This is a genomic window from Pseudomonas sp. SWRI81, assembly GCF_014268545.1.
GTDB classification, from domain to species: domain Bacteria; phylum Pseudomonadota; class Gammaproteobacteria; order Pseudomonadales; family Pseudomonadaceae; genus Aquipseudomonas; species Aquipseudomonas hamedanensis.
This window is the reverse complement of the sequence record NZ_JABWQS010000063.1, coordinates 1-24,386: the sequence shown is the minus strand read 5'-3', so window position 1 is coordinate 24,386 and position 24,386 is coordinate 1. Positions and strand designations below refer to the sequence as shown.

The window sequence follows — 24,386 nt, the reverse complement described above, 5'->3', positions numbered from 1 at the left end:
GCGCCGGCGAGTGTGGCGGTTGGTCAGTAAGGTTCTGCGTTGAGGCGACTGGCCTCTTCGCTGGCAAGCCAGCTCCCGCATTGTCCGCTGCTGACACAAAAATTTGTGGACAACCGCAATCCCTGTGGGAGCGAGCCTGCTCGCGAAGGCGCCTGCACCGGCGGCGAAAATCTCAACCCTTGCAAAAGCGAGTCCGATACACCCCCGGCGCACACCCCAACCAACGCGAACACGCCCGATTGAAACTCTGCACATCGCTGTAGCCCAGCCGATCCGCCACCTCGACCAGCTCCAGCGTCCCGGCTTGCAACAGATCTTCGGCGCGGTAGCGTCGGTAGTCATCAAACAGTTCGGTGAACGTCCAGCCCAATGCCTTCAAGCGCCGGGCGGCGGTGCGTTCGAGCAAGTGCCGGGTGGCGCAGAATTGTTTCCAGTCAGCGGTAGCCAGGTCAGCGATCAGATAATCGCTGAGCTGCTCCAGCAACGTCGCTTCACTGTGACGCCGGGTCTGTTCCAACAGGTCGACCAAGGTTGTTTCCAACGCCTGATTGCCCGGCGTCAGTGGCACCGTGAACAGCTGCGGATCGAGATGAATCGTCGGATGCACTTGTCCGCCGAACACGGGGGCGCGAAAAACCCGCTCATGTTCCGCACTGCCGGCCGACACCAGCGCCACACCCAACACCGGATCACGGCCAAGACCGCTGGCCAGCAATTTGCGGCGCAGCAGGTTGCACAGGCTGACCAGGATGTAATCGATGAGCGCAGCGGGCGCACGAAGCGTGCCGACCTCAAGCAGACGCAACGCGACACCGCCGTCATCGCGCACGACCTGCGCAGTGAAATGGCCGTTGAAGAACGGAAAAAACTCCACAAAAAAAGCGCAGGCACGGTCCAGCGACACAGCGACATCGAACAGATACGTCAATCCGTTGGTGGCCGTGGAAACGAAGCGCTGGCCGGCCGCCAGACCCACCAGCGGGTCGGCGCTGTGTTCCACCGCAAAAGCCCAGAACCGCCGCGACTGCACCAGCGGAATGCGCATGAACGGCGTGCGCAAATCGAACAGGCTGCGATGCAGTTGCGCTTCAATGCTGCCCTGCGCAATGCCTCGTGCGAGCAGCTCTTCGATGGCCGGCAGTAAGGTCGGTGCGTAAAAGGCATTGGCGGGTGGTGGCGAGAGGTCGGTCATGTCAGCACGAGTCATAAAGTCAGCAGTTGGCCGCGAGCAGGCGTTGGTCCACGGTCAGGATCGCCTCGATCATTGCCCGCGCCGCTGGGGTCAGGGAATAGCCGGCCCGGCTGACGATGCCGTAACCCAGTTGCAAGGCTGGGTCGTCGTGGGGGATGTCGACGAATTCGAGCAACGCGATCAAGCCCTGATCGAGCTGTTCGCGCAGGGCTTCCAGCGTTGCCAGACCCACCGCATCGGAGCGCAGCACCACGCGCTGGATCGCGTCGAACTGCGCGCATTCGACGCTGGGATTGAAGTCCGCCTCACCGAGGATATCGGCGAGGACTTTGCGGATCGTCGGCGGGATGCGCGTGCCGACAATCGGGTAATCGAGCAGGGCGCGCAACGGCAGGTCCGTCTGCGCGGTGAGCGGGTGGCCGGCGCGGCAGAAAAAGCGTCCCGGTCGCGTGCGCAGTAAGTGCACTTGATACTGCGGATCGTTGACGAAGTGACGCGCATCCGCCACAAAAAACTCGATCTGCTGCTCACGCAACCACAATGACAATTGCTGCCAGTCGCCCTGATGAAAGCGCGTATGAATCGCCGGGTGCGCCTGAATGAAGGCCGCCAGCGCTTCCGGCACCAGCACCTGCGCGGGATAGGGGCCGCAGCCAAATTGCAGTTCGCCGCCAGTGAGGCCGTTGTATTGCGTCAGTTCGTTGTGCAGGGCCTGACTGCCGGCCAGCAGGCGCCGCGCATGTTGCAACACCAGTTCGCCTTGTCCGGTGAGGCGAAATTCGCGGCTGCTGCGTTCGACCAGCACACAGTCGAGGTCGCGCTCCAGGGTTTGAATGCTGCGGCTGAAGGCCGGCTGGCTGAGGTTGCTCGCTTCGGCGGCGCGGCCAAAGTTGCGGCAGTCGGCGAGGGCGATCAGGTGCCGAAGCTGGCGAAGGTCCATCATGCGTCTCCTGCATTTTGCGGATACTTTTAATGCATTGGATCGATAGCACGTCGGCTGGCATAAGTACACGCCTGTCTGTCGATGACCGCCGCCATGTCCCATCCTCTCTTCGCTTCCAGTGCCTTTACCCGCACGATTGTCAGCCATGCCCGGCAGTCCGGTTTATGCCCGCAGACGTTGCTGGCACGGGCCGCAATCTGCCCTTCGAGGCTCGCTGATCAGTCACAGACCATCGCCGCAGAGGCGGTCGAGCGCCTGTGGCACGCGTGCGAATTGGCAGGGGCGAAACGGACATTTGGTTGTGAGCTGGTGAGCGGGATGACGACCGACAGCCTACAAGGCCTGAACATTCTGCTCGACTCGGCGGCGAGCTTGCGCGCCAGCCTCGACTGCTTAATCACGTGTCTGCCAAGGGTGATCAATTACGTCGCGGTCGATCTGCAGGAGTCAGCCGACTTCGCACGTTTGCACCTGCGCCCGTTGCAGGGGCCGATTCATCATTTTGCGCAAGATGCGGCGACGATCGCCTTGGTGCGCAACATCGCCGCCCGGCTGGCCAAGGAGCCGGCGCAGGTGTTCAGCCGCGTTGCCCTGGGCCCGGCGCAGGCGGCCGGGGCCTGGCTGCGCGCGGCGGGAATTGCCGTCGAGCAGGGTCCGCACCTGTGCCTGACGTTGCACCGTGCAAGCCTCGATGCGGTGTTGATCGGCGCCAACCCGTTCGTGCACCAGAGCATGCTGCGCCATTGGCACGCCGCCAGCGCTCAACCCGCGCGCCACGACAGCCTGACGCTGGCGCGACACTGGCTGACGGCGGGCGATCAACCGATCGAACGGATTGCCGAACGCCTCGGCTACCGTCAGCCGAGCAACTTTATTCGCGCATTTCGCAAGCAGTTCGGGATCACCCCGAAGCAGTTCCGCCTGCATCCCGTGTAAGGGCGGCTGCCCCCGCCTTTCGGCAAGGGGCGCGGCTCAAGGCGTGACGATATTGAATTGCGGCCCGAACGTATCGAGGCTGCCCATCAACAGCGCAAACTTCTGGCCGTTGCCCTGCAACTTGACCAGCCCTTTTTGCATCGCCGTCGGGAAATCCAGCTGCTTGAGGCTGATCTTTTCCAGCGTATCGCGGCTCAGGCTGACACCGGCCTCGGCCTTCGGATTCAGCCCGGCCCGGTGCGTCAGCACGCCGTTGCGCAGGGTCAGGTTGAAATCCTTTTGCACGTCTTCAAATGTCCAGTTCAGGGTCAGGTCATGGGCGACGGCTTTGTCGCTGTCCAGGCGCACCGCCAGGTAATCGAAGAACATCTCGGGGCTCATCGCCCGGACCATGTCCACCGACACGGTGTTGGCCGACTGAGGCGGCACACCGTTGCGCAGTTCCATGGCGCCGGTCAGGTACATGTTGCGCCAGGTGGCGTTCTCGCTCTGATAACCCATTTGCTCCAGCGCCTCGGCCTGGGCCTTGCGCGCGTTGGCATTGTCCGGCTCGGCGAAGAGCAGTTGGTTGCCCAGTTGCGCGGCCCAGCGATAATCCGCGCTGGCGATGGCAGTGCGCATTTTCTCCAGCACTGCGGCGCCGCCGCCCATGGCCTCGACGGTGCGTTTGGCTGTGTCCACGGGCGGCAGCGGGTTGAGGTTGGCCGGGTTGCCGTCATAGAAACCCATGTAGCGCTGATACACCGCGCGGGTATTGAAACTCAGCGAACCATAGTAGCCGCGGGTGTACCACTTCTGGTCGAGCGCGCCCGGCAGCTTCTTGATCGTGTCGGCAATTTCCAGCGGCGTCAGGCCCTGGTTGAGCAGGTGCAAGGTGCGGTCATTGATGAACGCGTACATGTCGCGCTGATCGGCGAGCAAAGTACGAATCCGCTCGCCGCCCCAGGTCGGCCAGTTGTGCTGGGCGAACAGCACGTCGGCCTTGTCGCCGTAGCGCACCAGGCTGGCGTCCAGGTATTGCGACCAGGCCTTGGCATCGCGCACTTGCGCGCCACGCGGGGTGAGAATGTTGTGCATCATCTGCGTGGCGTTTTCAGCCATGCACAGGGCTTTCAGTTCTGGCAGATACAGATTCATTTCCGCCGGCGCTTCGGTGCCCGGGGTCAGTTGAAATTCGACTTGCAGGCCGGCGATGGTGCGGGTTTCCAGCGGCTCGGCGATTAGATCGGTGGGCGGAATAAGCGTGACCGTGCCTCCGCTGGGCGCGCTCTTGCCCAGGCCGGCATCGACCTGACCCTTTTCGCTGCGCGGCAACAGGCTGCCGAACTGATATTGCGCGCGGCGACTCATGGCGTTGCCGGCCATGACGTTCTCGCTCATCACGTGTTCCATGAAACCGACCGGTGCGTACACCTTGACCTTGCCCGCCTTGACGTCCGCCTCGTCGATCACCCCGCGCACCCCACCAAAATGGTCAACATGGGTATGGCTGTAAATCACCGCGACCACCGGTTTGTGCGGGCGGTTGGCGTAGTACAGATCCAGCGCGGCCTTGGCCGTTTCGGCCATGGTCAGCGGGTCGATGATGATCAGCCCGTCGTCACCCTCGATGATGGTCATGTTGGCCAGATCGAGGCCGCGCACCTGATACAGCTTCGGGCTGACTTCGAACAAACCGGCGTGGGCGTTGAGTTGCGCCAGTCGCCACAGGCTCGGGTTGACCGAGGCTGGCGCCTTGTCGCTGGCGAGAAAATCGTAAGCGTGGGTGTTCCAGATAACCTTGCCGGCGGCATCCTTGATCTGGCCTTTGAACGGGGCGATCAGGCCTTTGCTGACCGACTCGAAATCGGTGCGGTCGCTGAAGGGCAGGGTTTGCAGAACGGCGGCGTTGCGGGTGGCGGTTTGTGTGCTGGGCGTAACCGGCCCGTCGCTGGCGAATACCGCCTGGCTCAGGCTGGCGGTGATCAGGCAGGTCAACAGGCCGCGAGGGCTCAAACTGAAACGGGGCATGGTGTCTCCGGTTGTTATCGTTATGGCTCGGACACCTCGCAGGGTAGAGCAGCGTGCATGGACGGCGTTGATCGTCAGCGGACAAAAACCATTCAGGGCCGCTATCCTAGGGCCAGGTCCATTGATCGGGTTTGCTCATGCTTGAGGTTCGCAACGTTTTCAAAAGCTATGCCACGCCGCAGGGTTCATTGCCCGTACTGCAAGGCGTCGACCTGACGCTGCAAGCCGGCAGCAGCCTGGCGCTGATGGGGGAATCGGGAAGCGGCAAAAGCACTTTGTTGCATCTGATTGCGGGTCTCGACAAGGTCGACCGCGGCAGCATTCGCAGCGGCGAGCATCGGCTTGAAGAAATGAACGAAGCGCAACTGGCGAACTGGCGGCGCACGGAAATCGGCCTGGTGTTTCAACAGTTCAACCTGATCGGCAGCCTGCGCGTCGAGGACAATCTGGCGTTTCAGGCGCGTCTGGCGGGGCGTCACGAGCCGCGCTGGCAGGCGCATCTGGTGCAGCGCCTGGGGCTGACGGATCTGCTCAAGCGCTATCCTGAACAACTCTCCGGCGGCCAGCAGCAACGGGTCGCGCTGGGCCGGGCGCTGGCGTCGCAGCCGAAGCTGTTGCTGGCCGATGAACCGACCGGCAGCCTCGATGAAGCGACCAGTGATGAAGTGCTGCGCTTGTTGCTCGAACTGCTCGACGACACGCCGACGACCTTGCTGATGGTCACTCACAGTCAACGTGTCGCGGCCCGCCTGGCGCAACGGCTGGTATTGACCAACGGGCGGCTGGCGTGAGAGTGCTGCGCCAGACACTCCGCGCGCTGCTGAGCCACTGGCGGCGCCATCCGGTGCAATTTTTCAGTGTGCTGACTGGATTGTGGCTGGCGACCAGCCTGTTGACCGGTGTCGAGGCGTTGAACAGTCAGGCGCGCGACAGCTATGCACGGGCCAGTCAGATGATCGGCGGCGAACCTCAGGCCAGTCTCAGTACGCCGAACGGAGCGCTGTTCCCCCAGCGCTGGTTCATCGAACTGCGCCGACAAGGCTGGCCGGTGTCGCCAGTATTGCAGGGCCGCTTGCAGCTCAAGGGTCACGAAGACCAGCGTCTGCAGTTGATGGGCATTGAACCAGTGTCGCTGCCGGCGGATTCGGCTGTGGCCGGGCAGGCGATGCCGATCGAGCGAGTCGTCGAATTCTTCACGCCGCCGGGCAGTACCTGGATTTCCCCCGAGACCTTGCAAATGCTCGGTTTGCGCGAGGGCGATACGCCGCCAACCGCAGGCAGCCAGAGCCTGCCTCCACTGCTGGCGCAAAAAGACATGGCGCCGGGCTTGTTGCTGGTCGACATCGGCGTGGCGCAGGCGCTGCTCGAACAACCGGGGCAACTCTCACGGTTGTTGCTGCCCAAGGATTTTCACGGTGAATTGCCGGCGCACCTTGGCGCGCAGTTGCAACTCAAAAGCAGCGGCGAGGAAAACAATCTGGCGCGGTTGACCGAGAGTTTTCACCTCAATCTGGATGCTTTGGGATTTCTCTCCTTCGTCGTCGGTTTATTCATTGTCCACGCGGCTATCGGCCTTGCGCTGGAGCAGCGCCGGGGCTTGCTGCGGACCTTGCGCGCCTGCGGCGTCAGTGCGCGAATGCTGATCGGCTGCCTGACCATCGAGTTGGGAATGCTGGCGCTGATTGGCGGGCTGTTCGGTGTGATCAGCGGCTATTGGCTGGCCAGCGTCTTGCTCCCGGATGTCGCCGCCAGCCTGCGCGGTCTGTACGGCGCAGAGGTGGCGGGGCAGTTGCGGTTGAGTCCCTGGTGGTGGTTCAGCGGCATCGGATTGAGCCTGCTCGGCGCGTTGCTGGCCGGGGCCAACAGCCTGCTGCGGGCGGCGCGTCTGCCGTTACTGGCGGTGGCCGATCCGCAGGCGTGGCATCAGCAATACGCGCGCTGGTTGCGTCGGCAGGGTTGGCTGGCCGCGGTGTTGTTGGCCGTTGCGTTGCTGGCGCTGATCTGGGGTGACAGCCTGAGCAGCGGTTTCGTCCTGATGGCGGGGCTGTTGCTCGGCGCCGCGCTGGCCCTGCCGGTGCTGCTCAGTGCGCTGCTGAACCCTTTGCTCGGGCGCAGTCGCTCGGTGCTGGGGCAATGGTTTCTTGCCGACTGCCGCCAGCAATTGCCGGCCCTGAGTCTGGCCTTGATGGCGCTGCTGCTGGCACTTGCCGCCAACATCGGTGCGGGCAGCATGACTGCCGGCTTCCGTCAGACTTTCAACGACTGGCTCGAGCAACGCCTGAGCGCCGAGTTGTACATCAATCCCGCCAACCCGGCGCAGGCCCGCGAAATGCACAGCTGGTTGCAGCAGCAACCGAACGTGCAGGCAGTGCTGCCCAACTGGCAAGTCTCGGTGACGCTGCAAGGCTGGCCGGCGGATGTCTACGGCATCATTGATCATCCGCACTATCGCCAGCACTGGCCGCTGCTCGACAGCAGTGGCGGCGATCCCTGGGGGAAACTGGCGACGGATGATGCGGTGATGCTCAGCGAGCAACTGGCCCGGCGCCTGAAATTGCGTGCGGGCGAGCATCTGACGATTCCCACGCCCAACGGCACATGGTCGCCGCGCATCGTCGGCATCTACGCCGATTACGGCAACCCCAAGGGGCATGTGCTGATCAGCAGCCATCACCTGCTGCGCGGCTGGCCGCAGCTGACGCCGAATCGCTTCAATCTGCGTATCGATGCGTCGAATATTCCAACATTGCTGAAGGCCTTGCAGGCACGCTTTGAGCTCGATGACAGTCGCATCGTCGATCAGGCGCAACTCAAGGGCTGGTCGGTGCAGGTTTTCGAACGCACCTTTGCGGCCACGGCGGCGCTGAACAGCCTGACCCTTGCGGTGGCAGGGGTCGCGCTATTCATCAGTCTGTTGACGCAGAGCCAGAGCCGCCTCGGCCAACTCGCACCCCTGTGGGCGTTGGGCGTAACGCGCAAGCAGTTGATGCTGCTCAACCTTGGCCAGACCTGGTTGCTGGCGGCGTTGACGCTGGTGTTGGCGCTGCCCCTGGGGATCGCGCTGGCGTGGTGCCTGGATGCGGTGATCAATGTGCAGGCGTTTGGCTGGCGTCTGCCGTTGCGGGTATTCCCGTTGCAGCTTCTGCAACTGACGGGCCTGGCGTTGCTGGCCACTTTGCTGGCGTCGGCATGGCCGCTGTATTCGTTGTATCGCACGCAACCGGCAGACTTGCTGAGGACCTTTGCCCATGAGGATTAAGCGCGTCGCGCTGATAATCGCGCTGTTGCTGGGCGGCTGCGATCAACCGGCACCCGAGCAGAAAGGCTTCGCCGGCATGGGCGATCAGGCGCAGTCCTTCACCCCGGTGGTGCCCGGTCGGGTGTTCAGTTTCCCCGCCGATCACGGCGCGCATGATGGTTTTCGCATCGAATGGTGGTACGTCACCGCCAACCTCAAAGACCAGCAGGGCCAAGATTTCGGTGTGCAATGGACGCTGTTTCGCAGCGCCCTCAAACCGGGAACGGAGCAAACCGGGTGGGGCAGTCAGACCGTCTGGCTGGGACACGCGGCGGTCACCTCCGGCGCGGTGCATCACGCCGCCGAACGGTACGCCCGTGGTGGCGTAGGGCAGGCCGGGGTACAACTGGCGCCGTTCGAAGCGTGGATCGATGATTGGCGGTTCGCCAGCCAAGCGCCGGACCCGTTGAGCGAGATGCAACTCAGCGCGCGTGACAAGGCCTTCAGCTACCAACTGCGGCTCACCTCCAGCCGACCGCTGGTGCTGCAGGGCGGCAAGGGCTTCAGTCAGAAATCCGAAGAGGGCCAGGCCTCGTATTACTACAGTCAGCCGTTCTTCCACGCCAACGGCACGCTGCAAATTGACGGCCAGACCTACACCGTCAGCGGCCCGGCGTGGCTCGACCGCGAATGGAGCAGCCAGCCGCTGACCGCCAACCAGACTGGCTGGGACTGGTTTTCCCTGCACCTGGACAGCGGCGAACACGTGATGCTGTATCGCATGCGCCAGAAGGACGGTGCGCCGTATCTCACCGGCACCTGGATCGCTGCCGACGGGCAGATCGAAACCCTGCGCAGCGAGCAAATTACTCTCACCCCGCAAGACACCGCCAAGGTCGCCGGTCGCCCGATGCCGGTGAAGTGGACGATCGACATTCCCGACAAACACTTCACCATCAGCGTCGATGCACTCAACCGCAACGCCTGGATGAATCTGCGCATTCCGTACTGGGAGGGCCCGGTGAAAATCAGCGGCAGCCACCCCGGCCAAGGCTATCTGGAAATGACCGGTTATTAACGGCTGACGCCGCTTCCCTGTGGGAGCGAGCCTGCTCGCGAAGACGCCAGTTGCTCCACCGCTTACTCAACCGCCCGGAACTCTCCCTCCCGCAAAAGGCTCTACCCGCAAACCACCACTTTCCGGACCCAGCCATGAGCGACGACCTGCAACCCCCAGACCTCAACACCTGGCAACGGCTGTTCGACGATCAAACCCTGTGGCAGCAGTCCCCTGACGCGCACTATTTCGATCTGCAACGCATCGCCGACGACCTGCTCGGCCAAGGCGCTATCGACCTGGAACAATGGCAATTGCTGCGCGCCAAAGCCGACGATCTGCACAACCACACACCCGAGGTCAATGTCGCCCGCGAACTGGACGACCCCGAAGCCTGAGGACCCTCCCCATGAACAAAACCGTGAGCCCGAACGACAACCCCGACGAACCTCGCCCGGCCGGCGAAACCGAACGCGACAATGACGCCTTGCGCCCGACCGATCCCAAGCAGCGCCAGAGCGGCGGCAAGGGCACACCGAGTGGTGAATCCACCGCCCAGGAAACTGCGTCGCCACACACCCGCGGGCCACAAACCCAAGTCAAGCCCTGAACAGCGTCTATGCTCACTGGCACGCCCACCGCTGAAATCGATTCGGCGGCGGGCGCTGCCATTTTCATCACAGGGAAAGTAATGCTTATGAAGCTCGACGCACTGGCCAAGGCCATCACCCTCGCTACGCTCCTTTCTACCGCCAGCTTCGGCGTCTGGGCCGCCGACATTCCGCTTTCGGCGACCATTGAAGCCGATGCCGTTACCACCAAAGTGCTTGCTGTCGATCCGGCCAAGCATCAGGTGGTGCTTGAAGGGCCAGAAGGCCGCCAGGTTCACGTTCAGCTCTCCGACAAGGCGAAAAACCTGGGCAATCTCAAGGTGGGCGATCTGGTCAAGATCGAGGTCCAGCGTTCCGTCGCTGCGTATCTGGACACCGACGTGGATAAAGGTCTGCCGGGCACCACAGAGCGCACCGGCGAACTGCGCAAGGCACCGGGTAGCGACAACCCGGGTGGCGAGGCTTACCGTCAGGTTCAGGTGCAACTTAAAATCAGCAAAATTGATTTGAAGACTCATCAGGTCACCCTCGAAAACCCGTCCGGACAATCGAAGACGCTCGACGTAAAGAAGCCTGAAATCCAAGCCAAGCTGAAAGATTTGAAAGTAGGGCAGAGCGTTATTGTCACTTACACCGATATCCTGAAAGTGACCAGTAAGCATGATAGTTGAGCATTAGCTCTACAATATGATTGTTCTTGTACAACGTCATGTATGAGAACAATCATATAAAAGTATCTGTCAGAAGTTTCCCGGTAAATATCGACGAACACAGTTTTTAACTTTTCAGTTCATAAATTTCATGTTTGTGCATGCGACATATTGGCCAATATCCATTAAAATCCATGCCGTTCGCCCAGTGTCAGGGCTCTTTACCGGTGCATGGATTGCCAGGCCATTACACTGGGCGAACACCTCCTTGGCGGCAGATGTATACAAAATTTGAGAACAAAAAGGGCGACTCGAAAGTCGCCCTTTTTTGTTACTGGATATCAAATGGAAGCGTGCATGCCGGACTTGCCCTGCTGTCCCTGCACCCGCTTGAGGGTCGCCTGATACATCTTTGTACGGCGGTGATCCTTGCCGTAGGTACCCGCCGCCGCGACGGTGCCGGCCTGGATGTGATCCAGGTAGCGAAAAATTTTTCGTGGCGAGAGAAATTTGATGCCGTAGCCCAAATCGACCATTCGATCCTGCAAGGTATAACCCGGCACCCGATCGTCCATGCAAAAGTGCAGACCTTTCGATTTCATCAAACGTGCATTCCACAACGTGCAGAAACTTTTCAAATGAGTTTCTTTATAAGGCCGTGGTTGTTTGGAACGCAGGCCCCATTGCAGTTTTACCCGTCGAACATGGTGCTTGCAGAATCGCGAAGTTAAACGCCACGTATCACGCAACAATCCGCGATCAAGCTGCTCGACACAACCAACGGCCGCCATGTCTGCAGTTTTCGTACATTCGCGCATCATCATTGCGAACACTTCCATGTCATACACAAACGTGTCGGTGTGCAGCAGAAACAAGTAATCGGTCTCGACTTTCTCCAATGCCAGATCCAGCGCCTTGCCATGGGCAATATGGCCCGCTTCCTTGCCCGGCGAGGGACGCTCGATCAGGTTGATCCAGTCCAGCGAACGCAAGTAATCGAGGCTGTCATCCGCCGAGTCGTTGTCCACCACCCACACCGGAATGCGCTGCGCCTGCACGTGTTCGCGTAGTAACTCCAGGCACATGCGGGTGATGTCCGCGGTTTTGTAATTGACCAGGACGAGGCTGAAGTTGGGTTGTGGCTGGGTGGGTAGATCAAAGGCTTTCATGTCGGAGGGACTCATCTACGGCTCAAGACGACAGGGTTCATGGGCCGGGATGCTAGCGGGGGAAGCTTAGGTGAAGCTTAATTTATGGGGTTGACCGGGCAAGCGGGAGTTATTCAACGCTGCAACCCGGTGTCGTAAAAGCACCGTGTGTGCCAGAGCCTTTACCCCCGATATATTACGACCACTGCGCAACTTCTTGCGCAGTTGGGCATGGGCCGGGACCGAGGTGTTTGCTTCGCGAGCAGGCTCGCTCCCACAGGGGATGTGTGGTTTGCCCGAAAGCCCGGGTTCACCGAAAAACCTGTAGGAGCGAGCTTGCTCGCGAAGGCGTCCGTGCAGGCGAATCATTGGCGACTGGTAAACCGCTATCGCGAGCAGGCTCACTCCTACAAAGGGATGTGTGGTTTGACCCGAATTTGCGTTCATCCGCAAAACCTGTAGGAGTGAGCCTGCTCGCGAAGGCGGCTGTTCAGGCAGATTGTTGGCGACTGACACACCGGTATCGCGAGCAGGCTCACTCCTACAAAGGGATATGTGGTTTGCCCCGAATTTGCGTTCATCCCCGAAACCTGTGGGAGTTCAGGTCAGATTAATCCGCAGCGCTTCGGCGCACTCCTCGATCGAGCGCTGCTGCGTTTCGGCATACAACCCCAGCTCATCTATGGTCGAACGCCCCAGCGCCTGTTCAAAAGCCTGGCGATTGGAATGCTCGCCATAGTGCGCCTGCGCGGCACCGCCCAGGTTCGACTGAAAAATCCCCGCCGCACTGACCGGAAGGAAATCTTCGTACACCAATGGCTCGGCTTTCACGTAGCCGCCGTGCAGTAAATCTTGCAGTGATTTTTCACCGAGTGCCGCAGCGGCCAGCCCCTTTTCTGTGGCGAAATAACGAAAATACGCCAGCCCCTGTTCGCGCATGCCGTCGAGACTGTCAGGAAATTCGGCAAAGTGCTGAGTCATCAGCGCGTTGTAGCGTGCGGCGTTGGCTTCGTTGGGAAAGTCGCCGAGTTCTTCGCGAGCGGCATTCAGCAAGCGGTCATACAGCGCTCGGCCCTTGGGCGTCAGCGCCGCTCCGCGTTGTTCGATCTCGCCGAAACGTGCGCTGTGGCTACCGTGAGTCTGGTTCTGATCAGTAAAAGCGATCGGCTCGTCCAGCGCTTTGAAACTGGTCTGGCGCAGCAGGATCGGGCAGTTGCGCCGCGGCGGGCCTTCGATCACCGCTTTTGGAGTAATGCCATGGGCCGGCATCTGCGTCTGAACGATGTCAATGTCCAGGGTGCGCGGTGTCAGGTGATTGATATGCGGGCCTTTGAACGCGACGACATCGGCAATCAAGCGATGCTGGGCGCTGAGGGTCTGATACTGCGTGGCCGTGACCGTGGCGCTGTGGTGCCAGCGAAAAGTTTCCAGTGCCTGTAAGACGAATTCTGCGGCTTCAGCTTCATTCAGGCCGCCCGCCGTTTCCGCCTGGGTAATCAGCCGTAATGCCTCTTCGGTAAAAATCGACCGTCGGGCCAACACCGATTCGGCGAATTCACGCACCTCAGGATCTTCAATCAGTTCCAGGCGCAGCAACGAGGTAAAGACCCGAAACGGGCTGATCCGCAGCGCTTCTTCATGCACCGCACGAAACGCTGTGGAATGCACCGGCACACCCGCCGGGGTCAGGTCGTAATAGCCCACGGGCTGCATGCCCATCACTGCGAACAGGCGGACGAGGGTAGCCAGTTCGCTTGCCGTGCCAACGCGGATAGCGCCGTGGCGCTCCATGTCCAGCCGTTCGATTTGGCCCGTGCTGCGCAAGTGTTCGGCCAAGTGGGGTTGGCGTTCAAGCACGTCACGGTTGGTCTGCTCGACCAGCGCCATCAGCGCGCCATACAGCGGCACCTCTTCGCGGTACATGTCGGACATCGCTCGGGAGAAGCGCTGGCGGATCAGGTCGGGACTGATGAACGGCTGCACGGTCATGAAAAAAATTCCTGGCACGGTCACGGAATGAGTGACGGAAAAGATCGCAGCCTTCGCCCACGCGGGCAAACGAAGAATCCTACGAACTTCATTCTGCCAACGACTGATCCACCAGTTCGATCCAGTGCAAAACCGGGGTGCGGCCGGCACTGGCCAAATGGCTCTGGCAACCGACGTTGGCGGTAACGATCAGCTCCGGATCGCCGCTTTCCAAGGCATTCAGGCGGTTGTCGCGTAACTGTCTGGCCAAAATCGGTTGGGTCAGCGAGTAAGTGCCTGCCGAGCCGCAGCACAGGTGGCCGTCCGGCACCGGGGTGAGGTTGAAACCCAGGCGCGTCAGCACGGCTTCCACCGCGCCGCCGAGTTTCAACGCGTGTTGCAAGGTGCAGGGGCAATGCACGGCGATACGACGCTCAGTGGCGGCGCAGATCTGCTCCAGCGGTTCCTGCGCGAGGATTTGCACAAGATCGACGCTGCGTTCGCTGATCTGTTGGGCCTTGTTGGCATAAGCCGGATCGTTCGCCAGCAAATGCCCGTAGTCCTTGATGAATGCGCCGCAGCCGCTGGCGGTCTGGACGATGGCTTCGGCGCCGCTCTGCACATGCGGCCACCATGCGTCGATGTTCTGTCGGGCGCGGTCGAGGCCTCTGGCCTGCGCATCAAGGTGATAGTCCAGCGCCCCGCAACAACCGGCTTCGGCCACTGGCGTGACGCTGATTCCCAAGCGATCGAGGACCCGTGCGGTTGCGGCGTTGGTGTTCGGCGACAGGCCCGGTTGGACGCAACCTTCCAGCAGCAAGACGCGGCGGGCATGCCGCGGAGCAGGGCGCGAACCCGCCGCCGGCGAGTGCTGCGGCAGTTTGTCTTCAAGCAAGCGCGGCAGCAGCGGGCGGAACGTCGCGCCCATTCGCAGCAAACCCTTGAACAACCGCGGATTCGGTGCCAATGCGCGCAAGCCTTCACGGAGCAGACGCTGGGCCGGTGGGCGCGGCACCGCGTGATCGACCACCGCGCGGCCAATGTCGAGCAAGTTGTGATAATCGACGCCGGACGGGCAGGTGGTTTCGCAATTGCGGCACGACAGGCAGCGGTCCAGATGCAGTTGCGTCTGCTCGGTGGCCGGCGCGCCTTCGAGCACTTGCTTGATCAGATAAATACGCCCGCGCGGGCCATCGAGTTCATCACCGAGCAACTGATAGGTCGGGCACGTCGCGTTGCAGAACCCGCAATGCACGCAAGTGCGCAGGATCTTTTCCGCTTCGGCGGCGCGGGGCAACTGGCGTGATTGCTCGCTGAGTGTGGTTTGCATGGTCAGACCTCGGCGTACATCCGTCCGGGATTGAACAGCCCTTGCGGGTCGAGTTGTGCCTTGAGTTGTCGGTGATAGCGCAGCAGCGTCGGCGCCAGTGGCTGAAACGGTGAGTCGATGGCGCCATGCGTGAAGCACGTCGCGTGACCGCCTAAGGCGTGGGCGAGCGCGTGAATGTCGCTGCGCTCGGATTTCAGCCAGCGTTGCGCACCGGCCCAGTCGATCAGTTGCTCGCCAGGCAGGTCGAGCGGGCCGAGATTGTTCGGCAATGACAGCCGCCACAGTGGCAAGCCTTCATCGAAAAAGCTCAAGCGCTGCTCGTTCAGATCGCCCCAGAAAGACGAATCCAGCGGCTCGCCACCGAGGCGTTGATGCGCCGCTGCCACTGAACCTTCGCCACCCTCCAGCCGCAAATACAGGCTGCGCCCGTCGTGACATGCGGCGCTGATCGGCAGCGGCTGCTGACCCCATTCGGCAAGTTTGCGCAAGGCGCGGGCACAGTCGATATCGAGGCGGATGCTCAGGCATTGGCGAGGTTTGGGCAGCACTTTCAGCGACACTTCGGTCAATACGCCGAGGCAACCGAAACTGCCGGCCAGCAGCCGCGACAGGTCATAACCGGCGACGTTTTTCATCACCTCGCCGCCGAAGCGCAAATGCTGGCCGAGGCCGGTGATGACTCGCGTGCCCAACACAAAATCGCGTACCGAGCCGGACCACGGACGGCGTGGTCCGGACAATCCGGTGGCGATCATGCCGCCCACCGTGGCGCTGTCGGTAAACGACGGTGGTTCGCATGGCAACATCTGCCCGGCGGCGTCCAGCGTTGCGAGCAGCTCGGATAACGGCGTGCCGGCGCGCGCACTGATCACCAATTCCGTCGGTTCGTAACGCACGATGCCGCGATGCACGCGGGTATCGAGCACTTCGCCGGCCACCTCGCGACCGAGAAACGCCTTGCTGTTGCCACCCTGGATTTTCATAGGCGTGGCATTGGCTAGCGCTGTTCTGACTTGATCAAGCAGGGCGTCGGCGGCATCGAAATCGGCCATCAGAAACGCTCCAGCTCGGGGAAGGGAAGTTGCCCGGTATGGATGTGCATCGCGCCGAACTCGGCGCAGCGGTGCAGGGTCGGGATGTTCTTGCCGGGATTGAGCAGGCCTTGTGGATCAAACGCGGCTTTGACTGCGTGGAACAGCAGCAACTCATCGCTGTTGAATTGCGCGCACATCTGATTGATTTTCTCTCGGCCCACCCCGTGTTCACCGGTAATGCTGCCGCCGACCTGCACGCACAATTCGAGAATTTTGCCACCCAGCGCCTCGGCGCGATGCAGTTCCCCTGGCTGGTTGGCATCGAACAGAATCAGCGGGTGCATGTTGCCGTCACCGGCATGGAACACATTCGCCACGCGCAAGCCATATTCCTCGCCGAGACGGGCGATGCCCTGTAAAACGGCGGGCAATTCGCGGCGCGGGATGGTGCCGTCCATGCAGTAATAATCGGGAGACAGACGCCCGATGGCCGGAAAGGCATTTTTGCGCCCGGCCCAGAACCGCACGCGTTCGGCCTCATCCCGGGCCTGCCGCACTTCGCTGGCACCGGCGCGGGCCATGACTTCGCGCACCCGTTGGCAATCGTCGTGGACATCGGCCTCCACGCCATCGAGTTCGCACAATAGAATGGCCTCGGCATCGACCGGGTAGCCGGCGTGGATAAAGTCCTCGGCGGCGCGGATGGCAAGGTTGTCCATCATCTCCAGGCCGCCGGGAATAATCCCGGCGGCGATGATGTCGGCGACCGCGCGGCCGGCTTTTTCCACCGAATCGAAACTGCCCAGCAGCACCTTGGCGACTTGCGGGCGGGGCAGCAGTTTGACTGTGACTTCGGTGATGATCCCCAGCAATCCTTCGGAACCGGTGAACAGTGCGAGCAGGTCGAAGCCCGGCGAATCAAGGGCCTCGGACCCCAAGGTCAGACGCTCGCCTTCGATGGTAAGCACTTCGATTTTCAGCAGGTTGTGCACGGTCAGACCGTACTTGAGGCAATGCACGCCGCCGGCATTTTCCGCGACATTGCCGCCAATCGAGCAGGCGATCTGCGAGGACGGGTCGGGCGCGTAATACAGCCCGAAAGGCGCGGCGGCCTGGGATATGGCGAGATTGCGCACCCCTGGCTGGACCCGTGCGGTGCGGGCGGCCGGGTCGATGTGCAGGATGTTGTTGAACCGCGCCATGACCAGCAGCACGCCTTTTTCCAGGGGCAAGGCGCCACCGGACAAACCGGTGCCTGCGCCACGGGCAACCACCGGAATGTGATGTTCATGACAGAGCCTGAGCAGGGTTTGCACCTGCTCGAGTCGACGGGGCAGGACCACCAGCATCGGTGTGGTGCGGTAGGCGGAGAGACCGTCGCATTCGTAGGGTTTGAGTTCGTCCTCGCGCCACAGAATGTCCAGATCCGGCAGCGCCTGCTGCAAGCTCTTGAGCAGTTCGGCCTTGTTCACCTCGGGGAGTGGTCCGTCGAGGCGCTCGTCGTAAAGGATGTTCATGGTCAGCCGCCGATTGCCTGGAACAGAAATACCCACCTGTGGCGAGGTAGCTTGCTCCCGCTGGGCTGCGCAGCAGACCCAATGCCAGCATGTCCAAGCACAAACATCGCGTTTGCAGGATCGGGGCCGCTTCGCGCCCCAGCGGGAGCAAGCTCCCTCGCCACAGGGTGCACTGTCATTTTTGACCTCGCAGGAATTCTTCATACAGCCGCGCGGTATTCCCCGGCTGCTCGACCATCGGCATGTGCCCGACGTGATCCCAGACATCGACCCGCAGATTGGCGATGCCCTTGCTCCAGACCGGCACGCTGCTGACGTCGATCAAGCGATCCTTGCGCCCCCACAGCAACAGCGCCGGGCATTTGATCTCGGGCAGCTTTGGCTCCATCGGCGGGCTGGCGTGAAAGTCGCGGAAGATCTCTTCGAGTTCATCGCGTTGCTGCTCGTAACGCTGGGCAACGGCATCCAGCACCAGTTTCGGCACCCACGGAGGCGATTCCATGGTCATGGCGTACAAGCGCTGGAAGTCCTCGCGGGAATCGATCAGAAACGGATTGTGCCCCCGGGCCAGGTGACGCTCCATGTCGCTCGGCTGCGGTGCGGTGACGCCAGCCGGGTCGATCAGCGCGACCGAGGCGATCCGCTCCGGATAGGTCGCCGCCAGCCACGCTGCAATGTAGCCGCCCATGGAATTGCCGATCACATGGACTTTCTCCACGCCGCAGACATCGAGCAGTTGAATCATGCGCTTGGCCTGAACCGGGATGTCGTAGCCGCCGCCGGCCTTGAAGCCGGTTTCGCCGTGGCCGGCCAGGTCCGGAATGATCACCCGATACTGGCGGACGAAATGCCGCGCGCAGCGCAGCCACAGGTTCTTGTCGGCGCTGAAGCCGTGGAGCATCAGAATCGCGCTCGACGCTTCATACGGCCCGCCCTGCCAGGTCGACACGCTCATCTCGGCGATGGGCACTTCGATTTTGTGCAATTTGTACAGCTTGGCCTCGATCGCCATGCTCAGGTCATACAGCCAGTGGCCGACCGCCGGATAACTCAACCAGCTCCAGGCCAGGAAAACCGCGAGAGCGACAAACAGCAAAAGCATCGACGTCTTCCTTTTACGTGTTCAAGAGAAAATATGGTCGGCCGGTTTCAGTGCCCGGGTCAGCCGGTGATAACTGAAACTGAAGCCGGGAAACATGGCGATCACATGACCGCTCTTGCTTTGATACCAACTGTGGCAGCCGCCGGACTTCCAAACCGTGCGCTGCATTTCCCGGTGGATCATTGCAGTGTAGGTACGTTCCGCGTCATGGCGCACTTCGATGCTGCGCAAGCCGTTGGCCTGCACGGTGCGAATGCAGTCGAGGATGTAGTTCATTTGCGATTCGATGATGAACAGCGCCGAGGTATGACCGATGCCGGTGTTGGGGCCGGTGACGATGAACAGGTTAGGAAAGTCCGGCATGCTGGTACCCAGATAGGCGCGCGGGTATTCAGCCCAGACCTCTCTGAGTTGCACGGCGTTTTTGCCGCTGACCGGGTAGGAAATGACGCCATCGGTGGCGTCGTAACCAGTCGACCAGACGATCAGATCCACTTCGATGTGCCGGCCGTCCTCGGTGTTTATCCCGGTTTCATCAATCGAGGCGATGCCTTGTTCGCGACTGTGCAGCGTGACGTTGGCGCGGTTCAGCGCCGGGTAATACGTGCTGGACACCAGCACCCGTTTGCAGCCGATGGTGAAGTCCGGGGTGAGTTTGTGCCGCAGCACCGGGTCCGGCACCTGGCGCTTGAGAAAGCGCAACGCCTGTTGTTGCACCAGACGAATCGCCGGTTTCGAGTATTTGAAGGCGATCACCCGGGTCTCGAACTGCCAGTAAATCAGCCAGCGCAGCAGGGTATAGGCCGGTTTCAAACCGAGCAGCCAGCGTTGGAATCGGCCGAAAGTGCGATCGGCACGCGGTAGCACCCAATGCGGTGTGCGCTGGAACACGTGCAGGTGTTCGACCTGCGGCGCAATCGCCGGAATGACCTGCGCCGCGCTCGCGCCGCTGCCGACAATCGCCACGCGTTTACCGCGATAGTCGTAGCTGTGATCCCAATGGTTTGTATGAAACGTCTCGCCCTGAAAGCGATCTTGCCCGGGAAAGCGCGGGATGACCGGCTGACTCAACGGCCCTGTGGCATTGATCAGGAACTGCGCGTAAAAGCTGCCCTTGGCGCGGGTATGCACCGCCCAGCGTTTTTCCGCCTCGTCCCATGCGACGCGCTCGACCTCGGCTTGCAGCTCCACCCGTTCACGCAGGCCGAACTGCTCGATCACCTGCTCGGTGTAGCGCCGCAGTTCCGCCTGGCCGGCAAACATCTGCGACCAGCGGTAGGCCGCGAATGACAGCGAGTACAGCGGCGACGGCACGTCCACCGCTGCGCCGGGGTAGGTGTTCTGGCACCAGGTACCGCCGAAAAACTCGCGTCGCTCCAGTATCCGAAAGTCATCGAACCCGGCCTTGAGCAGTTTGATCGCCGCACACTGGCCGCCGAAGCCGCTGCCGATGATCAACACATGGTAGGTGTGCATGGACCCCCTTCTTATAGTTGTTTTTCCATTTCCCCTGTTTCAGTTATAGCCAATTCTGAGCCGCGTGTGCGGTGCTGATAGCGCTCTATTCAGGCCGCTGGCCGGTGATGGCTATTTAACTCCACCCTGATAGACTCCGAACACATCCGTGTCGGGGTGTAACCATTGCATCGCGCGGTCGAGGCCCCTATGGGAAATACGCGAGGAAAGGGACTTTCACTGGCAAGGAGGCTGTACAAGTCGCGGGTGTTCGGGCTGCTGCTCGGGCTGATGTGTGTCAGCGTGGCGATGTACCCGCTCGATCCGCCGCTGTGGGTGTGGAGTCTGATGCTGTTCAACGGCCTGGTCTGGCCGCATCTGGCGTTTCAATGGGCACGCCGTTCGAGCATTCCGTATCGCGCCGAACACCGCAATTTGCTGATCGACGCGTTCATGGGCGGCTTCTGGGTCGCCGCCATGCAGTTCAATCCGTTGCCCACGGCTACCACTGTTTCGATGATGGCGATGAACAATGTCGCCATCGGTGGTGGGCGATTTCTGCTCGCCGGGACGGCAGCACAACTGTTGGGCGTCGGCGTCGGGCTGGTGGTGTTTATGCCAGCGTTCATCCCGGCGACATCACCGTTGCAGCTTTACGCCTGCTTACCGTTGCTGTTGCTGTATCCATTGGCGCTGGGCTGGATCTGCTTTCGTCAGGCCGACACCCTTGGGCGGCATAAACGCGAGCTGCTGGCGTTAAGCCGAACTGACAGCCTGACTGGCCTGCTTAATCACGGCGCGTGGAAGGATCAACTGAACATTGCGTTTCAGCGCTGCAAACGCCAGCAGCAGGGTGCGGCGATTGCGTTGATCGACATCGACCATTTCAAGGCGATCAACGACACCTACGGTCACGTCGCCGGGGATATTGTGTTGCGCCAGTTGAGCAAACTGCTCAAGCAGAATCTGCGCGGCACCGACGTGGCCGGGCGATACGGCGGGGATGAGTTCTGCGTGATTCTGCCGGAATTGCCGCTGTTCAACGCCGCTCAGGCCATGGAAGCCTTGCGCGAGCGTTTTGCAGTTCTGGGGTATGAGCAGAATCCGGCATTGAAGGTCAGCTTGAGTATCGGCCTGGCCGCGTATGACCCGAGCCATGCCGACGCCACACGCTGGCTGGATGATGCCGATCAGGCCTTGTATGAAGCGAAGGCGAGTGGACGCAACCGGGTGATTTGCAACAGCGACAGCAAACCCCGGCAGGCGGTGCTGGATTCGGTTTGAAGGGACACCGCCGATTAAAACTGTAGGAGTGAGCCTGCTCGCGATAGCAATCTGTCAGAGATTTAAATGCTAACTGACACAACGCTATCGCGAGCAGGCTCACTCCTACAGTTTTGTTCGGTGTCAGTCTTGAGCGTGTCGCATCCGCTATAGAGCCTTGCGCCAATGTCGGTTACGGTTGAATCCCTCCGACACGAAACAAGGACTGCTTCATGACGCGCTCATTTCCCCGCTCGCTGCTGGCCGCCAGTCTTGGCCTGTCCCTCGCATTCTCGGCAGCCATCGCTTGCGCCGAACCCCACAAACAAGTGCTCGCCGATGCCGAGCAGTACCAGCCTGAAGCGCTGAAACTGCTGGAGCGGCTGGTCAATATCGACTCCGGCTCCGGTTACGAACCCGGTCTCACGCAAGTCAGCGAGATCGCTATCGATGAGCTGAAAAAACTTGGCGCCACCATCGAATTGGTGCCCAACACCCCGGAAAAGTCCAACCATGTACTCGCCACGCTTAAGGGCACCGGCAAGGCAAAAATCCTGCTGATGGCGCACATGGACACGGTGTTCAAGGAAGGCTCCGCCGCCGAACGGCCATTCCACATCAAGGATGGCCGCGCTTATGGGCGGGGGGTGATGGATGACAAGGGCGGCATTGTCGCCGGCATCTACGCGCTGAAAGTGCTGAAGAATCTCGACTTCAAGGACTATGCGCAGATCACCTTTCTGCTCGACGCCAGCGAAGAAACCGGCTCCGACGTCGCCACCGACCTGATCAAGAAAACCGCCAAACAGCACGACGTGACCCTCAACCTCGAACCGGGTCGCCCGGCCGATGGCCTGGTGGTCTGGCGCAAGGGCAGCGCGACGGCACTGGTCGAGGTCAAGGGCAAAGCGGCGCACGCCGGTGTCGCACCGGATCTGGGGCGCAACGCCGCCATGGAAGCCGCGCACCAGATTCTGCAATTGGGCAAACTGGGTGATGAAGCGAAGAAAACCACCATCAACTTCACCGTGCTCAAGGCGGGTGATCGCACTAACGTGATTCCTGATCAGGCCACAGCCAAGGCCGATGTGCGTGCCGCCGTGCCTGAGGAATTCGACCGCATCGAAAAAGATCTGGCGCGGGTCTCGCAGGACAAATTGATTGCCGAGACGCAAGTGAAAACGTCGTTGCAGCGCGGTCTGCCGCCGATGCCGCAGACGGCTGAGTCGGATCGCTTGATGGCCATGGCCCAGGGGATTTACGGCGAGATTGGCCGCAAGCTGACCGAGGAGGGCAGTGGTGGCGCGGCGGACGCCAGTCTGTCCGCCGGGGTGGGCACGCCAACGCTGGATGGCTTCGGGATTGTCGGCGGCAATATTCACACGCCGGAAGAATATGCCGAGGTGGCGAGCGTGGCGCCAAGGATTTATCTGTTGTCGCGGATGATTATGGAGTTGGCGAAGGCGCGGTGACGGGGTGATCGTTCCCATGCGCAGCAAAGGACGTTCCGCGTTCGGCTCTGAAGGGGACGCGAAGCGTCCCGAGTTGCATTCCCACGCGGAGCGTGGGAACGATCAAAACTACCATAACTGTTTCATTCAGCCGGCAAAATCAATATAAAAATATCCTTCAGTTATGGGTTATACCATCTTACATTGTCAAGATTGTATCCTGCTACACCACCTTCCTCGGTTACATTGTGTAATTCGAAATAAGAGATTTTTTTTCCGGATGGCGCCTGATAGTTGACCGTTTGAAATTGATTGCCAACTACGGGCAGGACATTTTCTTGTATCAAATTCCCGTTGTGATCGAAATATCTGATCGTGTGACCAAGTGTATTAATATGCCCCACAACAAACGAAACGTTAGTGACGGTACCTTTCCACTTGAATCTCGCTTTACCGTTGTTCACGGAATAAAAAGTTGTTGCTTCTTCTGAATTCCATTTGATGATGCGGAAATTAGCCTCATAAAATAACGGCGTAAATTCAAGTCCACTTTTAAATGTTACAGGGCCATAAAGACGTCGATCCTCTTCGTTTTCCCAGTCTTCATATCCTCCAGCTGAACTTATGGTATAAGCTCTTATCGGAAAACTCACCGCCTCGCCCTCCACCGCGCTACCCCCAAGCCCTGCCTTGAATATCACCGTCAACTCGCTGCCGTCTTGCAGATTCTGCAGATCGGCAAGCGGAAACGAATACGTCCAAAAGCCTTGGCTGATCCACGTCGCGTTGGTTTGTGCGCGGGGCGGTTCCCAGAATATTACGTCGTAGACACCGCCATCCTTCTTGGTGCCTTTCACCTGCGACCACACAGGCTGCCCCAGCGCAATATGCGGCCAGCTGTTCACCTGCACGGTGGCGGCGGTGGTCAGTAGCGTGACGTCCAGCTCTCGTCCTTCGCCGCCGTCCGACGCTTGCAGAATCAGCGGTTTGTCCAGGTAACGGTCATCCAGCCGCAGCACCACCAGCGTCAGCGGTGGCGACGACGGTGACGGTTTACTGTCTCGGGTCACGATGTAGGTTATCTCCACCGTTTTGCCGAGGTTGAAGGCGATGACCGGCACATGCAGCGGTATGTGCTGCGGTCCGAGCGCGGTCACCGTCCAAGGCGCGGTGGTGTGCGAGCCGCCGGCGGGTGTGCCGGCTGCGCCAGTGAAGGTGACGGTGATCCTGTCGTCCTTGAGCATGCCGCCGTAGTCGACTATTGCGGTCAGTTCGGTCTGTGCGATGATCGGGTCGAGGCTGGTGCCGTTTGGCGCTTCCTTGATATCGGGCGCGGTGAGATCCAGCGCCATCCCAACACTGAACTCCAGCGGCTCGGCATAACTCGTCCCGCCAGCCGCGCGCTTGATTTCGTACCGGGCGATCACCGTTCCGCCTTCATTGTCCTTGATCAACTTGGCTTCGATGTTGAACGGGACTTC

General features: G+C 60.9%; 19 protein-coding genes and 1 pseudogene. 9 read left to right on the top strand and 11 right to left on the bottom strand.

What is annotated here, in order from left to right; all coding sequences use genetic code 11:
• Positions 1-172: 172 nt before the first annotated feature.
• Both HU765_RS25330 and HU765_RS25325 read right to left on the bottom strand, forming a co-directional pair.
• Positions 173-1,207 carry an AraC family transcriptional regulator gene (locus tag HU765_RS25330; protein ID WP_186623740.1) on the bottom strand — a complete coding sequence of 345 codons (1,035 nt, stop codon included), beginning with the start codon at positions 1,205-1,207 and terminating at the stop codon, positions 173-175.
• Positions 1,208-1,211: 4 nt separating this feature from the next.
• A complete protein-coding gene (locus HU765_RS25325) occupies positions 1,212-2,132 on the bottom strand; it encodes a LysR family transcriptional regulator (protein ID WP_186623736.1) in 921 nt (306 codons plus the stop codon).
• Positions 2,133-2,228: 96 nt separating this feature from the next.
• On the opposite strand from HU765_RS25325, the gene HU765_RS25320 reads away from it, so the two are divergent.
• A complete protein-coding gene (locus HU765_RS25320) occupies positions 2,229-3,071 on the top strand; it encodes a helix-turn-helix domain-containing protein (protein ID WP_186623735.1) in 843 nt (280 codons plus the stop codon).
• A 36-nt stretch (positions 3,072-3,107) separates the two neighbouring features.
• On the opposite strand, the gene HU765_RS25315 is transcribed toward HU765_RS25320, so the two are convergent.
• Positions 3,108-5,081, bottom strand: a complete 1,974-nt coding sequence (locus HU765_RS25315; protein ID WP_186623730.1) for an alkyl sulfatase dimerization domain-containing protein — start codon at positions 5,079-5,081, stop codon at positions 3,108-3,110.
• Positions 5,082-5,218: 137 nt separating this feature from the next.
• On the opposite strand from HU765_RS25315, the gene HU765_RS25310 reads away from it, so the two are divergent.
• The 6 genes from HU765_RS25310 to HU765_RS25285 all read left to right on the top strand — a co-directional run bounded on the left by HU765_RS25310 (position 5,219) and on the right by HU765_RS25285 (position 10,658).
• Positions 5,219-5,872, top strand: coding sequence for an ABC transporter ATP-binding protein (locus HU765_RS25310; protein WP_186623727.1), 654 nt, complete (start codon positions 5,219-5,221; stop codon positions 5,870-5,872).
• Complete coding sequence (locus tag HU765_RS25305; RefSeq protein WP_186623726.1) at positions 5,869-8,340, top strand: FtsX-like permease family protein; 2,472 nt, start codon at positions 5,869-5,871, stop codon at positions 8,338-8,340. Before HU765_RS25310 ends, HU765_RS25305 begins: the two co-directional genes overlap by 4 nt.
• Positions 8,330-9,397: a lipocalin-like domain-containing protein gene (locus HU765_RS25300; protein WP_186623725.1), complete on the top strand. Its 1,068-nt coding sequence runs from the start codon at positions 8,330-8,332 to the stop codon at positions 9,395-9,397. Before HU765_RS25305 ends, HU765_RS25300 begins: the two co-directional genes overlap by 11 nt.
• Positions 9,398-9,531: 134 nt before the next feature.
• Positions 9,532-9,774, top strand: a complete 243-nt coding sequence (locus HU765_RS25295; RefSeq protein WP_186623724.1) for a hypothetical protein — start codon at positions 9,532-9,534, stop codon at positions 9,772-9,774.
• 11 nt (positions 9,775-9,785) lie between these two features.
• Entirely contained in the window at positions 9,786-9,986 is a 201-nt protein-coding gene (locus tag HU765_RS25290; protein WP_186623723.1) for a hypothetical protein, read from the top strand.
• A gap of 87 nt (positions 9,987-10,073) precedes the next feature.
• On the top strand, positions 10,074-10,658 hold the full coding sequence (locus HU765_RS25285; protein WP_186623742.1) for a hypothetical protein: 585 nt from the start codon (positions 10,074-10,076) through the stop codon (positions 10,656-10,658).
• Positions 10,659-10,978: 320 nt separating this feature from the next.
• Here the strand turns inward: HU765_RS25285 and HU765_RS25280 are convergent, their stop codons facing one another.
• From HU765_RS25280 to HU765_RS25250, 7 genes are all read right to left on the bottom strand, one after another.
• The gene (locus tag HU765_RS25280; RefSeq protein ID WP_186623741.1) at positions 10,979-11,806 is read right to left on the bottom strand and encodes a glycosyltransferase; all 828 of its coding nucleotides are present in this window, start codon (positions 11,804-11,806) and stop codon (positions 10,979-10,981) included.
• Positions 11,807-12,385: 579 nt separating this feature from the next.
• Complete coding sequence (locus HU765_RS25275; protein ID WP_186623721.1) at positions 12,386-13,774, bottom strand: VOC family protein; 1,389 nt, start codon at positions 13,772-13,774, stop codon at positions 12,386-12,388.
• Between the two features lie 88 nt (positions 13,775-13,862).
• On the bottom strand, positions 13,863-15,083 hold the full coding sequence (gene glcF, locus HU765_RS25270) for a glycolate oxidase subunit GlcF (RefSeq protein ID WP_186623718.1): 1,221 nt from the start codon (positions 15,081-15,083) through the stop codon (positions 13,863-13,865).
• Between the two features lie 2 nt (positions 15,084-15,085).
• Entirely contained in the window at positions 15,086-16,135 is a 1,050-nt protein-coding gene (gene glcE, locus HU765_RS25265; RefSeq protein ID WP_186623715.1) for a glycolate oxidase subunit GlcE, read from the bottom strand.
• Positions 16,135-17,634 carry a glycolate oxidase subunit GlcD gene (gene glcD / locus HU765_RS25260; protein WP_186623713.1) on the bottom strand — a complete coding sequence of 500 codons (1,500 nt, stop codon included), beginning with the start codon at positions 17,632-17,634 and terminating at the stop codon, positions 16,135-16,137. Before glcD ends, glcE begins: the two co-directional genes overlap by 1 nt.
• A 175-nt stretch (positions 17,635-17,809) precedes the next feature.
• A complete protein-coding gene (locus HU765_RS25255; RefSeq protein ID WP_186623711.1) occupies positions 17,810-18,736 on the bottom strand; it encodes an alpha/beta fold hydrolase in 927 nt (308 codons plus the stop codon).
• A gap of 21 nt (positions 18,737-18,757) precedes the next feature.
• Positions 18,758-20,212: an NAD(P)/FAD-dependent oxidoreductase gene (locus HU765_RS25250; RefSeq protein ID WP_186623709.1), complete on the bottom strand. Its 1,455-nt coding sequence runs from the start codon at positions 20,210-20,212 to the stop codon at positions 18,758-18,760.
• Positions 20,213-20,401: 189 nt separating this feature from the next.
• On the opposite strand from HU765_RS25250, the gene HU765_RS25245 reads away from it, so the two are divergent.
• Together HU765_RS25245 and HU765_RS25240 are read left to right on the top strand one after the other, a co-directional pair.
• The gene (locus tag HU765_RS25245) at positions 20,402-21,475 is read left to right on the top strand and encodes a diguanylate cyclase (RefSeq protein WP_186623707.1); all 1,074 of its coding nucleotides are present in this window, start codon (positions 20,402-20,404) and stop codon (positions 21,473-21,475) included.
• A 212-nt stretch (positions 21,476-21,687) separates the two neighbouring features.
• Positions 21,688-22,926, top strand: a complete 1,239-nt coding sequence (locus HU765_RS25240) for a M20/M25/M40 family metallo-hydrolase (RefSeq protein WP_186623701.1) — start codon at positions 21,688-21,690, stop codon at positions 22,924-22,926.
• Positions 22,927-23,087: 161 nt separating this feature from the next.
• Here the strand turns inward: HU765_RS25240 and HU765_RS25235 are convergent.
• Positions 23,088-24,386: pseudogene (locus tag HU765_RS25235) on the bottom strand (hypothetical protein); the annotation flags it as partial.